Raw genomic sequence first — 14,235 nt, forward strand, 5'->3', positions numbered from 1 at the left:
AGCTATGCGAAAAACGCGCACTCCGAATGACGGGGCAGACGGGCCGTTAAAACCGGCGTCTTCGAAAGAGACGCTCACGCGAAGAATTCAGTCGCCGCTCCCGCCCCCGCTCCCGCACCCGGCACTGCTGCCCGGCATCGGCGTTGAAAAGACCGGTGCGCGCTTCACCACCAACTGGGTCGTGCTTATTATCACGGCCGTTTCGACCATCGCGGTCATCGCCTGGGCACTCATTTCACCGAGTTCGCTTTCAGACGCTGGCGCTGCCGCACTCACCTGGGTCAACCACTACTTCAGCTGGCTCTTCATGGCGCTCGCCATGTGCATCGCTGTCTTCATGCTCATCGTTGGATACGGTCGAACGGGCGGCATCGTGCTCGGCACCGACGACGAACAGCCGGAGTTTAGCCGTGCGTCGTGGATCTCAATGCTCTTCGCAGCGGGCCTCGGCATCGGGCTGCTCTTCTACGGCCCGCTTGAACCGCTCACCTACTTTTTGAACCCGCCTCCAGGAACGGGCGTCGAGGCAGGAACCGCTGAGGCGATGCTTCCGGCGCTGTCGCAGACCTTCCTGCACTGGGGCCCTATCGCGTGGGCCTTCTACTCGCTCGTTGGTGGCGCGATCGCTTACAGCACCTACCGCAGGGGGCGCCCGCCGCTCATCTCGGCGCTCTTCGAGCCGGTGTTCCCGTCTTCCACCGGTACACGCCGCGCGGTAGGCCGCGTGATCGATATCTTTGCGATCATCGTGACGCTCTTCGGCACGGCCGTCTCGCTCGGTATTGGCGCGCTGCAGATTGGCCGCGGTATTGAGATCGTGACCGGCATCGGTGAGGTAACGAACGCGATTCTCGTCGCGATCATCGCGGTGCTGACAGGCGGTTTCATCGCTTCGGCCGTTTCGGGTGTGAAGAAGGGCATTCGTAGGCTCTCGAACCTCAACATGACCCTCACCGGCCTCTTCGCCCTGTTCGTCTTCATCGCCGGCCCCACGGTCGTGATCTTGAACCTCGTGCCGGCATCGCTCGTGACCTTCGTGCAGGACATCCCGCTCATGCTTGCGCGCAACATCACGCAGGGCGGCGAGACTGAAGAGTTCCTCTCGACCTGGACGGTCTACTATTGGGCGTGGTGGGTCTCATGGGCTCCCTTCGTCGGTATGTTTATCGCGAAGATCTCTCGTGGCCGCTCGCTGCGTGAGTTCGTGACGGTCGTGCTGCTCGTGCCAACAGCGATCGTGCTCGGCTGGTTCATCGTTTACGGTGGCACGGCGATGTGGATGTCGATCGAGGGCGCAGAGTTTGCGATGGATGGCAGCGGTGAAGACGTGCTCTTCCAGGTGCTTCAGGGCCTGCCACTCAGCCTGCTCACTTCAACCGTCGCGATGGTCGCGATCATCATCTTCTTCGTGACAGCGGCTGACTCTGCCTCGATCGTCATGGCTTCGATGTCACAGGGAGGCCGCGCAGAGCCTTCGAAGGCCATCACGGTCATGTGGGGGCTGCTGCTCAGCTTCATCGCGATCGCGCTCTTGCTCGCGGGCGGGCGGAACGCGCTTTCTGGCCTGCAATCGCTCATGGTCGTCTCGGCGCTCCCCTTCTCGTTCATCGTCATCGGCATCATGTATTCGTGGGCGCAAGACCTGCGCATTGATCCCTACATGATTCGCCGTAAGTACGCGAAGCAGGCGATCGCGCAGGGCGTCATTCGCGGTATCGACGAGTACGGCGACGACTTCGTGTTCGAGGCCAGTGAGGTTCCCGAAGACGAGGGCGCTGGCATGGGCTTCGATAGCAGCGACCCGCAGCTCACCGACTGGTACGTCGACGCGACGACGAGCTCGATGCCCATCATCAAGAATGAGCTCACGGGCGAGCAGCCCGAGGCCTCGTTCGCACAGCTGACCGGCGCTGAAGCCCCTCAGCAACTGCTGGGCTCGGCCGCTGCTTCCGTCTCAGCCTCGGATGAGGAAGCCGCTGATGCTGCGGTCGCCGATGCTGAAACCAGCGACGAGGGCGAAGCGCCCGAGGCTGGAACGAAGCACTAGTCGTTCGTGATCGGGCTGCTGAGCGCAAACACGAGCTCAGCGGCCTGGTCACCGAGCGTTTCGAAGGGGTCGTCGGCACCCGGTCCCGCGAGGGCACTCGCCTGCATTGCGGTCGCGAACTCGTGCATGAGAATCGTGAGCACGCGCCTGAGCGGCATGGTGGGGGTGCGGCCTGCGGCCTCGAGCACCGAGGCGACGGTCTGCTCGATGTCGTCGAGAAACGAGGTCATGAGCCGCTGATGGCTGGGCGCGAGCGCGGGGTCACGCAGCGCCATGAGCAAGAACTCGGTCTCGAGAATGAACCACGATTGCGCGAACTCCGAGGGCAAGAAAAACTCGACGATAATTTGCGCGGCCTCGTCGACCGTGAACGGCGTTTTGCGGGCGTGCAGGTGCGGCTCGAGCTCTTCGGCGCGCTCTTTGAAGTCGGCGCCACGGCGCGCGAACTCGCGCTCGAGCACGGTTAAAAACAGCTGCTCTTTCGAGGTGAAGTTTGAGTAAAAGGCTCCGCGCGTGAAATCGGCTCGCTGGCAGATCGACTCGACCGAGGCACCCTGTACACCCTCCTCGGCAAACACCTCGATTGCCGCGTCGAGCAGCCGCTCGCGGGTGTGCTCGCGCCGGGTGCTCGGTGCCTGGGAATGCTCATTCGCCACGCGGTGCTCCTTCTGCAGAAGTCATAGACAGATTCTCAGTCAACATACACGCTTATGCCGATACATTAGTGTATCGAAGCAGGATACATGAGTGTATCCATTCGGTTTTCGACGTCAATGCACGCCAACAAGGGTCACATGTCTTCCTTCCTCTACACGCTCGGTACCTGGGCCGCCAAAGCCAGGTGGCTCGTGCTCTCGCTGTGGCTTCTCGTACTCGCGGGGCTCGGCGCAGGCGCAATCTTCTTCTCGCAGGGCGCGAACGCACCCATCACCATTCCGGGCACCGAGTCGCAAGCTGCGCTCGAAACGCTGCGCAGCACGTTTCCCGAGGTCAGCGGTACGAGCGCTCAAATCATCGTGGTTGCCGCAGAGGGCGACGACATCGAGTCAGAACCGTACCGTCAGGCCCTCATCGATGCGGCCGACGACCTTGAGGGGCTCCCGAACGTTACGGCCGTGGCATACCCCTTTGCAGAGCAGGCCGCGCAGGGCCTCGCCGACGACGGGCAGGCTGCGCTCATCACGATCCAAATTCAGGGCACGATGGATCAGGTTCCCGACGCCCTCGACGAGGGCATTCGCGACACCTCGGCGGGCCTCCAAGAGGCTCTGCCCGATGGCACACAAACGAGTGTCGGCGGCGAGATCTACTCGGCAGAAGTGCCGGGGCTGAGCCCGACCGAAGCCGTCGGCGTGATCATCGCGTTTATCGTGCTCGTGCTCACCCTCGGCTCACTCATCGCGGCTGGCATGCCGCTGCTCATCGCCCTCATTGGTGTGGGCATTTCGGTCGCCGGTATTTTCTTCGTGACCGCGTTCGTAGAGCTCACCTCGACGACCCCCATGCTCGCCCTCATGCTTGGGCTCGCGGTGGGCATCGACTATACGCTTTTCATCGTTTCGAGACACCAAGAGCAGCTCTTGAACGGCGTGCCCGTGACCGAGTCGATCGCGCGGGCGACGGCGACGAGCGGATCGGCGGTGGTGTTTGCGGGCCTCACCGTGGTCATCGCGCTCGTGGGCCTGTCGGTCGCTGGTATCCCGTTTCTCACGGCGCTCGGCGTCGCGGCGGCCGCGGCGGTCGCGCTCTCGGTCGTCATCGCGGTGACGCTCACCCCGGCCATTCTTGCGATGGCCGGGCCCAAGATTTTGCGCAAGAAGGAGCGGCGACGCATCGCGGCGGCCGCAGCTTCGGCGGGCGACGTCGAAACCGCAACCGGAGAAGCGCAGCCCTCACTCGTGGGCTCACGGTTCTCAGACCGCTTCTTTGGCCGCTGGGTCAAGGTCGTCACCGCGAAGCCGCTCATTACCTCGGTGCTCGTGCTCATCGTGCTCGGCATCGCGACGGTTCCCGCGCTGCAGCTGCGACTTGCGCTGCCCAACGCGAGCGGTCTCGAAGAGAACGATCCGGCGCGCGTGACCTACGAGCTCACCGCCGAGCACTTCGGCGAGGGGGCCAACGGGCCGCTCGTGCTTGCGGGGTCAATCATCACGAGCACCGATCCGCTCGGGCTCATGGAAGATCTCGCTGACGAGGTGCGTGCCGTGCCAGGCGTCGCCGATGTGCCGCTCGCGACCCCGAACCAGGGGGCTGACACGGGCATTATCCAGGTCGTGCCAGAGGAGGGGCCGCACGCCGCGAGCACGGGCCAGCTCGTGCACGGTCTGCGCGATAAGCATGACGAGTGGCAAGAGCGCTACGGCGTAAGCCTCTCGGTCACGGGGTTCACGGCGGTCGGCATCGACGTCTCAGAGCTCCTGTTCAAGGCGCTCATACCGTTCTCGGTGCTCGTGGTGGGGCTCTCGCTCATTCTGCTCGCCATGGTGTTTCGTTCGGTCTGGGTGCCCATCAAGGCAACCCTCGGCTATCTGCTCTCGGTCGGCGCGGCGTTCGGCGCCGTCGTTGCCGTGTTCCAGTGGGGCTGGCTTGGCGACGCGCTCAACGTGCACGCGACCGGCCCGATCCTGAGCTTCATGCCCATCATTCTCATGGGCGTGCTCTTCGGCCTGGCGATGGACTACGAGGTCTTTCTCGTCTCGCGCATTCGCGAGGAGGTCGTGCACGGGGCAGACTCGCAGGCGGCGATCCACCGTGGTTTTGTCGGTTCGGGAAAGGTGGTCTCGGCCGCCGCGATCATCATGTTTGCCGTCTTCGCGGCCTTCGTGCCGCAGGGCGACCCGTCGATCAAGGTCATCGCGCTCGGTCTCGCCGTCGGCGTTTTCGTCGATGCGTTCATCGTACGCATGGTGCTCGTCCCGGCAATTCTCTCGCTGCTCGGCGATCGGGCCTGGCGCATGCCGCGCTGGCTCGACCGCCTGCTGCCGCACTTTGACGTTGAGGGCGAGGGGCTGACCCGTGAGATCACGTACGCCGAGTGGCCAGCCGACGACCCCGCTGCGGTTGTCGCGTCGGAGCGCCTGGTCATGCCGGGCAACCGTGCGGTACCCGAGCTGCGCGTGCAGGCGGGAGAGGCGCTGGTGCTTGACCCCGCCGACCCGGTGAGCGAACCGCTCGCTCGCGTGCTGAGCGGCCGCGGCCAGGTTTCACGTGGAACCCTGAAGGTGCATGGCCTCCTGCAACCAGACCGGGCCGCGACGCTGCGCAAGCGCTCGGCGTGGGTTCCCGTGACGCACATTCGCGAGGCCACGAAAGACCGACCCGACCTGCTCGTCATTACCGGCGTCGGCCCGGCGCTCTCAGGTCGGGACGCCGAGCACGCCCACGGAGCCCTCGCGGCCTGGGCCATCGAGCGAGAGCGGGCCACCGGAAAGGCGCCGACCGTGATCATCGTTGCCGACGTCGCGCAGGCGACGCGGGTGCTGCCGCGGGCGCTCTCGCCGGTGACCCCGGGCGCGCCAAACCATGAACATGCCGCAGCGGGAATGTCGAAAGGAGTGCGCTCATGACGGGCTACTCGAACACTGAAGTGCGTGGATCGAGGGAGCTGTGGGGCATGTCGATGACGCGTGCACTCGGCTTCATGCTCGTGCCCCTCGTGATCGCGGGCCTGTTTATCTGGGGGCTGTGGGACCCGACGACGCGCATGAACCACGTGACCGCCGCGGTCGTCAATAACGACGAACCGGTCGAGGTCGATGGGCAGCTCACGCCTCTGGGCAGGGTGCTCGCCGCCGAGCTCATCGGCGCGACCGAGAGCGAGAACTTCGAGTGGCAGCTGACCGATGACGAGGGCGCTGAGAAGGGGCTCGAGTCGGGCAAGTACGTGACCGTCGTGACGATTCCCGAGAACTTCTCTCGGGCCGCGACGTCACTCTCGAAGGGCCCAGACGAGGCGCTGCAGGCGACCCTTGACATTCATACGAGTGAGCGTGCGAAGCTCCTTGACGCGGCACTCTCGGCAGCCGTGACGCAAACGGCAACCGAGGTGCTGAACACGCAGCTCGGCGAGGCATTCGTGGGCAACGTGTTCGTTGGCTTCACGAAGCTCGGTGAGGGCCTCGACGACGCGAGCGACGGGGCGGGCAAGCTCGCCGATGGAGCCGACCAGCTTGCCGAGGGCAGTGGCCAACTCGCGGCGGGGCTTGATGAGCTCCTCAATGGCACTGGCGCGCTCGAGGCGGGTGTGGGGCAGCTCTCGGCGGGTGCTGGCCAACTCTCTTCGGGGGCCGACCAGCTCGCGGGTGGCGCGAATTCACTCGCTGAGGGGCTTCGGGGCTACGCGGGGGGCGTGCACGAGCTCGCTGACGGGACGCGGGACGCCGCCGCTGGATCGCAGCAGCTCGCGGGCGGGGTTGGTGCTTACGTCGAGAGCGTCAACGGCGTGCTCGTGCCGCTTCTGGGCGGGCTGACCGATGTCAGGCCACAAATCATCGAGCTGCGAGACGCCATCGCATCTGGCCAACTTCCCGTGCCGCCCGAACAGCAGGGCATGCTGCTCGGCCTCATCGATCAGGTGCTTGGAGCCCCTGAGCTCTTACAGGCTGCGATCGCTGGCGGCAACACGCTCGCCGATGGCGCGGCGCAGTCTGCAGCGGGCCTCGGTGAACTCGCCGAGGGGGCCTCGGGTCTCGCGGCCGGCGCCGACGAGCTCGCCGCCGGTGCCGGTGAACTCGCCTCTGGGGTTGGCGGCATCGCCTCGGGCGCCCGTGAACTCTCGAGCGGCACCGGGCAGCTTGCCGCGCAGGTTCCCGAACTCACCGAGGGTGTGAGCCAGCTTGCCGAGGGAGCGGGCGAGCTCGCGGGTGGCACCGAGCAGGCAGCCAAGGGCACACGCGACCTCGCTGAAGGGCTGGCCGAGGCGGTCAGCGAGATTCCGCGGTACAGCGAGAGCGAGCGGGACCGGCTTGCAGAGATCGCCGTGAACCCCGTGTCGGGCGGCGATGATGACGCGAAGCTCTTCGCCGGTTCCGGCGCCCCGCTGTTCCTCGCGATCGCGCTCTGGGCTGGCGGGCTCGCCGCGTTCATGGTGTTGCAACCGCTCTGGTCACGCACTCGCGAGGCGGCGCTCAGCGAGGCAACGATCACCCTGCGTTCGGCGGGTTCGGGCATGCTGCTCGGGGCCATTCAGGGAGTGCTCGCGGCACTCTTCGTTGCGCTGCTGCTCAAGGAGCCCGCCTCGCACGTGCTCGCCTACGCGATCACTGGTGTGCTCGTTGGCGTTGCCTTCGGCCTTGTAAACCAGGGGCTCGTCGCGCTTTTCCGCGGGTACGGCCGCTTCGTCTCGTTCGTTGTGCTCGTCGTCGGCTTCGTGGCTGGCATCGTTTCGACGGCCCCCGGGGTGCTCGCGTCAATCACCTCGTTCACGCCGGTGGGAACCGCGATCGAGGCGCTGCAGCGCATCACCGAGAGCGGGGCGCCCGGCGGCGGGAACATCCTCATGCTGCTCGTGTGGGGTGGCCTCGGGTTGCTCGCGATTGGCGCGGCGGTGCACCGGGAGCGCAAACCGGCCTAGCGGTTTTTCCCGTGGCCCGGGTCTGCGAGACCCGCGGTCACGGGATGCGCAGGGTCCACTCGTCGTTCTCGAACTTCGTGGCAACGAGCGCCTCGGCGCGGGCATATTCCGCTTCGGTAATGTCGCCACGCGTCGCGCCGTGCCGCTGGCGAAAGACCTCGTCGAGGCGAGTAATGACCTCGTCGCGAGACACGCCCGTCTGGCTTCGCAGCGGATCGACCCGCTTTGCCGCGCTCTTCGTTCCCTTGTCAGACATCTTTTCGCGCCCGATGCGCAGCACCCGCATCATGCGCTCTGCGTCCATGTCATACGACATCGTGACGTGGTGCAGTACGGCGCCAGAGGCGAGTCGTTTCTGTGCAGCCCCGCCGATCTTGCCGAGTGGGCTCGCGATGTCGTTGAGCGGCTTGTACTCGGCGTCAACGCCAAGGGTAAAGAGGGCCTCGAGCACCCACTCATCGAGAAACTGGTAACTCTGCTCAAAGCTCATGCCCTCGACGAACGAGTCGGGCACGTAAATCGAGTAGGTGATCGACGATGCTGGCTGCATGTACATGGCGCCTCCGCCTGAGACGCGGCGAATGAGCTGCGTCTCAAGGGCTTGCGCCTCGTCGACGTCGATCTCGTTGCGTACCGATTGGAAGCTGCCGATAATGACGGCGTCAGAGTTCCAGTCCCAGATGCGCATGGTCGGGCCACGGCGCCCCTCGCCGACCTCGGTGACGAGAACCTCGTCGAGTGCGACGTTCAAGACCGGCGAGATTTTCGGGGTCACGATGACCTGCCAGTCGAGGTCTCGCCACGAACTGGCATTGCTGAGCGCCCGGCGCACCGCGATGCCGATTGCCTCTGGCGAGACGCCGAGCATGACGGTGTCTGCGGGAAGGGCTTCGCGTACGACGGCAGCGTAGCCGGCGGCCGTCGCGGTCGCGGGTGCCCCGGTGAGTGCCTTCGACACCTCGAGAATGGCCTCGTCGGGCTCAACGAAGAAGTCGCCAGAGACGGTCACGTCGCTGAGCTCACCGGCCTCAACATCGCAGTCGACGACAATGAGCTTGCCGCCGGGCATCTTGTATTCGCCGTGGAACGTGGGCATCGGTGCTTCTTTCGTGTTGGGGCTAAGGCTTTGCCGAAGGGTTAGCGCTCTGCGCTGTGGGTGTGCGTGTCGAGCCAGGAGATGACGTCGTGTTCGACGTCGGCGCGGTTGAGCTCGTTGAGCATCTCGTGCCGCCCGCCGGGGTAAAGCGTGAGGGTGACGTCGGTCACCCCGCGGTTTCGGTAGGCCGCCGCGAGCCGTTCGACCGAGTCTGCTCGTGAGAGCGGATCATCGGTTCCCGACATCAACAGCATTGGCACGTTGGGCACGTGTTTGCCCGGGGTGCCGAAGAGCCTGAGCGCGTCTGCCAGGCCGAAGAGCTTCAGAATGTCTGCGTCGAAGCAGAGCTCGTCGTTCGCAAAAGCGTCGGCAACCGAGTGGTCGCGGCTGAGCCACTCAAAGCCGGTTTCGCCGAGGTGCGCAAAGTCGCGGTTTAGGTCGCCCGACTCCATGTGCTTCGGGGTGCGGTACGCGCTGCCAGAGAGAATCACGGCGTCGAAGAGCGCCGTGCCACGGTTGAGGAGCCGCTGGCCCATGAGCGACCCCCATGAGTGGCCGAAGTAGGTGATGCGTAGCCCGGGGTGCTTCGAGTGAATGAGCTCGGTGAAGTTGATGATCGCGTTCTCGGCGGCCCGCAACCCGCCTGGACCGAGCTTGCCGAGTTGCGTGAGGTCGCCGCGGTGCATTTCGCGGCCGGTCTCGCCGTGCCCGCGGTGGTCGTCGGCGTATACGGCATAGCCGGCTTCGGCGAGTGCGAGGGCAAAGTGCTCGTAGCGTCCCACGTGTTCGCCGATGCCGTGCGCAATTTGCACGACACCGCGTGGCCGCTCGGGAACCCACGAGTAGGTGAAAATCGCTACGCCGTGATCTTCATAAAAAATGTCGGCGCCTCGCGTGATGGGCGAGGTGGGCTCATCGTGCGTTGTCATGCACTACATTCTGCCACTGGCCGGGCAGTTAGACTAGCGGCATGAACACAACGATCGTGGTTTCGGTGCCTGATGAACGACTGCTTGCCTCGCTAAAAGACGCCGAGGGCGTTGAATGCCTGCTCTGGGACATGAGCGGCGAAGCTCCTCGAAACGACATTGATCTTGTCGTGCCGCCGTACTGGGACGGGGTGCGCCCGCTCGCACGCCTTGAGGGCATGAAGGTGCAGCTCGTGCAATGGCAATCGATCGGCTTCGACGGTGTAGCGAACGCGCTGCCAGAGGGCATGCGGCTCGCGAACGCGACGAGCGTGCACGAGACCGCGACGGCCGAGCTCGCCGTCGGTATTACGATCGCTGCGCAGCGCGGCTTTGCCGAGGCGGTGCATAACCAGACGAAGGGACTGTGGTACAACGAGACCAGGCGAGGTCTCGCCGACAAGCGCGTGTTGCTGCTCGGCTACGGGGGAGTGAGCAAGGCCATCGAGTCCCGCCTGCTCCCCTTTGAGGTCGACATCACCAGGGTTGCATCACGGGCCCGCACCGAGCAGTTGCCCGGGGGCGAGACGGTCTCGGTGCACGGGATTGACGAGCTTGACGCGCTGCTGCCCGAAGCCGACATCGTCATGATTGGCTTGCCGCTGAGCGATGCAACGAGGGGTCTCTTTGATCGCGAACGCCTCGCCCTCATGAGCGACGACGCTCTGCTCGTGAACGTCGGCCGTGGCCCCATTGTCGTCACTGACGATCTCGTGGCAGAGCTGCAGACGGGGCGCATTCGTGCCGCCCTCGACGTCGTTGACCCAGAGCCGTTGCCCGAGGGCCACCCACTGTGGGCGTGCGAGAACGCCTTCATCACCCCGCATAACGGTGGTGACTCGCAGGCCATGCACCCACGGATCGTGCGCCTCATCAAGCGTCAGGTCGAGCACCTGCGCGCGGGCGAGACCCCCGAAAACATCGTTCTCTCTTAGAGACGCTCGTTCACTCGTCCAGGTACGTCGGCGCAGCCGCCAGCTCGAAGTACTCCTCGAGGGTCGCGACGCCCCGCTCGCGCATCTCGAGCGCGAGCGGCTCGCCCACGTAGCGAAAGTGCCACGGCTCGAAGGTGTAGCCGGTCACGTGCTCTGAACCGGCGGGGTAGCGCAGTATCCAGCCGTGCTCTGCCGCGTGCTCGGCGAGCCAGGCGCCGGCCGCAGTGTCGGCGAAGCAGGCCCAGAGGTAGCACGATGATGCGTCGTCAAAGTCTGCCGTGAGGCCGGTCTGGTGCTCAGAGAATCCGGGGCGTGCAGAGTAGGTGTCGGCCTCGGCCTGGCCGTCGCGGGCGATGTAGCTCGTGTAGAGGTACTCTTGCCTCGCGTAGTCGCGGTATGCGCTGCCGATGCGAAACCAGACCCCGTCGGCGCTCGCCGCCTGCGCCATGCGGGTTGCGGCGGCGGCAGCCTCGGCGCGCAGCGGCTGGCCGTTCACATTGTCGATTCCCTCCGGAATGACGAGATCGCTGGGCTCGTAATCGAGCGGATCGAGCGGCCTGTGCTTGTTCGTCACCACCCATAGCGACGAGGGGTCGTCGATCGAGTGTTGCGGCAGGGCATCGCTCCTGGCGTCAGAAGCGGAGCCGGGCCCGGCAGGATCCGCAGCCCCGGTTGGGTCAACGGGCTCGAGTACGGGTGGTGCGGGGGTTTCTGCCTTCGTGCTCGGGGTGCTCGGCTCTTCGGCCGCCGGCGTCGGTTCAGGCGCGCAGGCGACGGCGCCCAGGGCAAACGAAACCGCAACGGCGATGGCTGAAGCGGTGGCGGTGATGGCACGAGCGGGGCGCATAGTGATCAGTCTAGGGTTTCGCGTTATGCTGTGCGAGTGATTACCTCTGTGCTCGTCGGCGTCGTCTCAGGCCTCTCGCTCATCGTTGCCATCGGCGCACAAAATGCGTTCGTCCTGCAGCAGGGCATTCGCGGGCAGCATGTACTGCCGGTCGTGTTGTTTTGCGCCACGTGCGATGCGCTGCTTGAACTCGCAGGGGTCGCCGGAATCGGCTTCGTCGTCGAACGCGCGCCCATCGTGCTGGAGATCTTGCGCTGGGGCGGCATTATCTTCCTGCTCGGCTACGCTTTCACGTCGTTCCGCCGGGCGAGCAAGCCCGAACGGCTGGTCGCGGGCGATGAGTCCCAGAGCTCGCTCGCAAAAACCATGGCCGCCTGTGCCGCGATCACCCTGCTGAACCCGCACGTCTACCTTGACACGATGGTGCTCATGGGCTCGATTGGCAACGCACAGGGCGAGCCCGGCCGCTGGTGGTTCTTGCTCGGAGGGGCGCTCGCGAGCTTCGGCTGGTTCTTCATTCTCGGCTACGGAGCCCGTGGCCTGAGACGCTTCTTCGCGACCCCGCGCTCCTGGCAGGTGCTCGACATCGTCGTTGGCGTCATGATGCTCGCGATCGCCGCGCGCCTCTTGTTTGGCGGCGTCGGCTAGATGCCCTCGGCGCGGTAGGCTGCCGAGAGCTCCTGATACCCCTCGGCATTCACGCGCACCCGTTCGGCCATCTCTGCACCCATTTCGCCACGATCCTTCGCGGGTACTCCGGCGGCAAGGTGGCCGGCCTCGATGTGCTGGCCCTCAAGCACGAGTGCGCCCGCCGCGACGAAGGCGCCCTCGCCGATCACCGAGTCGTTGAGCAGGGTCGCGCCCATGCCAATGAGGCACCCCTCGCCAACGGTCGTGCCGTGCAAGATCGCGTTGTGGCCAACGCCGACGCCCGGCCCAACGTGTACGGGGGTGTCGATGTCGGTGTGCAAGACGACGTTGTCTTGAAGGTTGCTGCCCTCACCGAGCACGATTGGTGCGTTGTCGGCGCGGAGAACCGCCCCGAACCACACGCTTGCCCCGGCTTCGATCGTGACGTCGCCGATGAGGGTCGCGGTAGGGGCGATCCACGCATCGGGGTGAACGCGCGGGGTTTTGCCCGCGAAAGAATAGATATGAGCCATGGTCTCACCGTACTCCCAACATCGTGCTCTTGCCCAGCCTCTTGTGGCCGGGTGGGACTACACTGGATGCCATTCGTGCGTGTCGGTGTGACCGCGCAACGAGTCCAAAGATCCCCTCGTGCACCTTGGAAAGAGTGACATTATGGCTGAGCAATCCCGTCTCGATACAGTTATCGCCCTCGCGCGCCACCGCGGCTTCGTGTTTCAGGCCGGTGAAATTTACGGCGGTTCGCGTTCAGCGTGGGATTACGGGCCGCTCGGCACCGCGCTCAAAGAGAACATCAAGCGCCAGTGGTGGAAGACCATGGTGCAGAAGCGCGACGACGTCGTAGGCATCGACTCGAGCGTTATCTTGCCTCGACAGGTCTGGGAAGCCTCGGGCCACGTCGAGGTATTCTCTGACCCCCTCGTCGAGTGCCTGCAGTGCCACAAGCGTTACCGCGAAGACCACCTCATCGAAGAGTTCGAAGAGAAGAAGGGCCGCGAGCCCAAAGACGGCCTCGCCGAGATCGTCTGCGTGAACTGTGGCACCCGCGGCCAGTTCACCGAGCCCAAGGAGTTCTCGGGCCTTCTGAAGACCTACCTCGGCCCCGTCGCCGAGGAAGAGGGCATGCACTACCTTCGCCCCGAGACCGCACAGGGCATCTTCGTGAACTTCGCGAATGTGCTGCAGGCCGCACGCATGAAGCCCCCGTTTGGCATCGCGCAGATCGGTAAGAGCTTCCGCAACGAGATCACACCGGGCAACTTCATCTTCCGCACTCGCGAGTTCGAACAGATGGAGATGGAATTCTTCGTCGAGCCCGGCACCGACGAAGAGTGGCAAGAGTACTGGATGGGCGAGCGTATGGCGTGGTACGTCGACCTCGGCATCAACCCCGAGAACCTGCGTTTCTACGAGCACCCGCAAGAGAAGCTGTCTCACTACTCGAAGCGCACGGCCGACATCGAGTACCGTTACGGCTTCTCGGGCAGCGAGTGGGGCGAGCTCGAGGGCGTCGCAAACCGCACGAACTTTGACCTCAGCACGCACTCAGAGAAGTCGGGCAAAGACCTCTCGTACTTCGATCAGACGAAGAACGAGAAGTGGATCCCGTACGTGATCGAGCCAGCGGCCGGTCTTACGCGCTCGGTCATGGCCTTCCTCGTCGACGCGTACCGTGAAGAAGAGGTACCCAACGCCAAGGGCGGCACCGACAAGCGCACGGTGCTGAGCCTCGACCCGCGCCTCGCGCCAGTCAAGGTTGCGGTACTGCCGCTCAGCCGCAATGAGGCGCTCTCGCCGCTCGCGCGTGAGATCGCCCAGGAGCTGCGCGACTCGTGGAACGTCGACTTCGACGACTCGGGCGCGATCGGCCGCCGCTACCGCCGCCAGGACGAGATCGGTACCCCGTTCTGCGTCACGATCGACTTCGACTCGCTCGACGATAACGCCGTAACGGTGCGCGAGCGCGACACGATGGAGCAGGTACGCATTCCGCGCGCCGAGCTCTTCGCATTCCTCGCGGAGCGTCTGCGCGGCGCCTAACACGCCGCGCGGCCGCGCGGCGCACCGGGCTTCTGCCACCACCGCACCGTTGTCAGCATTGCGCACGACGAAAGTAAGG

The 14,235-nt window shown here is 65.1% G+C and carries 11 protein-coding genes; 6 read left to right on the plus strand and 5 right to left on the minus strand.

The window, feature by feature from the left end:
* The first annotated feature begins 4 nt into the window (after positions 1-4).
* Positions 5-2,047 carry a BCCT family transporter gene (locus JSO19_RS08110; protein ID WP_270910922.1) on the plus strand — a complete coding sequence of 681 codons (2,043 nt, stop codon included), beginning with the start codon at positions 5-7 and terminating at the stop codon, positions 2,045-2,047.
* On the opposite strand, the gene JSO19_RS08115 is transcribed toward JSO19_RS08110, so the two are convergent.
* On the minus strand, positions 2,044-2,703 hold the full coding sequence (locus JSO19_RS08115; protein ID WP_270910923.1) for a TetR/AcrR family transcriptional regulator: 660 nt from the start codon (positions 2,701-2,703) through the stop codon (positions 2,044-2,046). The genes JSO19_RS08110 and JSO19_RS08115 overlap by 4 nt on opposite strands.
* Positions 2,704-2,790: 87 nt before the next feature.
* Here JSO19_RS08115 and JSO19_RS08120 point away from each other — a divergent pair, with 87 nt between their 5' ends.
* A complete protein-coding gene (locus JSO19_RS08120; protein WP_270910924.1) occupies positions 2,791-5,613 on the plus strand; it encodes an MMPL family transporter in 2,823 nt (940 codons plus the stop codon).
* Complete coding sequence (locus JSO19_RS08125; protein ID WP_270910926.1) at positions 5,610-7,619, plus strand: YhgE/Pip family protein; 2,010 nt, start codon at positions 5,610-5,612, stop codon at positions 7,617-7,619. Before JSO19_RS08120 ends, JSO19_RS08125 begins: the two co-directional genes overlap by 4 nt.
* A 37-nt stretch (positions 7,620-7,656) precedes the next feature.
* On the opposite strand, the gene JSO19_RS08130 is transcribed toward JSO19_RS08125, so the two are convergent.
* The gene (locus tag JSO19_RS08130) at positions 7,657-8,715 is read right to left on the minus strand and encodes a lipoate--protein ligase family protein (protein WP_270910928.1); all 1,059 of its coding nucleotides are present in this window, start codon (positions 8,713-8,715) and stop codon (positions 7,657-7,659) included.
* A gap of 41 nt (positions 8,716-8,756) precedes the next feature.
* Entirely contained in the window at positions 8,757-9,644 is an 888-nt protein-coding gene (locus JSO19_RS08135; protein ID WP_270910929.1) for an alpha/beta hydrolase, read from the minus strand.
* Between the two features lie 41 nt (positions 9,645-9,685).
* Between JSO19_RS08135 and JSO19_RS08140 the strand changes: the two genes are divergently transcribed.
* The gene (locus JSO19_RS08140; RefSeq protein WP_270910930.1) at positions 9,686-10,618 is read left to right on the plus strand and encodes a 2-hydroxyacid dehydrogenase; all 933 of its coding nucleotides are present in this window, start codon (positions 9,686-9,688) and stop codon (positions 10,616-10,618) included.
* Between the two features lie 10 nt (positions 10,619-10,628).
* On the opposite strand, the gene JSO19_RS08145 is transcribed toward JSO19_RS08140, so the two are convergent.
* Complete coding sequence (locus JSO19_RS08145; protein ID WP_270910932.1) at positions 10,629-11,465, minus strand: M15 family metallopeptidase; 837 nt, start codon at positions 11,463-11,465, stop codon at positions 10,629-10,631.
* Between the two features lie 36 nt (positions 11,466-11,501).
* On the opposite strand from JSO19_RS08145, the gene JSO19_RS08150 reads away from it, so the two are divergent.
* Positions 11,502-12,113, plus strand: a complete 612-nt coding sequence (locus JSO19_RS08150) for a LysE/ArgO family amino acid transporter (RefSeq protein ID WP_270910933.1) — start codon at positions 11,502-11,504, stop codon at positions 12,111-12,113.
* Here the strand turns inward: JSO19_RS08150 and JSO19_RS08155 are convergent.
* A complete protein-coding gene (locus JSO19_RS08155) occupies positions 12,110-12,628 on the minus strand; it encodes a gamma carbonic anhydrase family protein (protein WP_217133549.1) in 519 nt (172 codons plus the stop codon). The two genes, JSO19_RS08150 and JSO19_RS08155, sit on opposite strands and share 4 nt — an antisense overlap.
* 142 nt (positions 12,629-12,770) lie before the next feature.
* Between JSO19_RS08155 and JSO19_RS08160 the strand changes: the two genes are divergently transcribed.
* The gene (locus tag JSO19_RS08160) at positions 12,771-14,156 is read left to right on the plus strand and encodes a glycine--tRNA ligase (protein ID WP_217133552.1); all 1,386 of its coding nucleotides are present in this window, start codon (positions 12,771-12,773) and stop codon (positions 14,154-14,156) included.
* The last annotated feature ends 79 nt before the right edge of the window (positions 14,157-14,235 follow it).

The organism is Leucobacter sp. UCMA 4100 (genome assembly GCF_027853335.1).
In the GTDB taxonomy this organism is placed as follows: Bacteria; Actinomycetota; Actinomycetes; order Actinomycetales; family Microbacteriaceae; genus Leucobacter_A.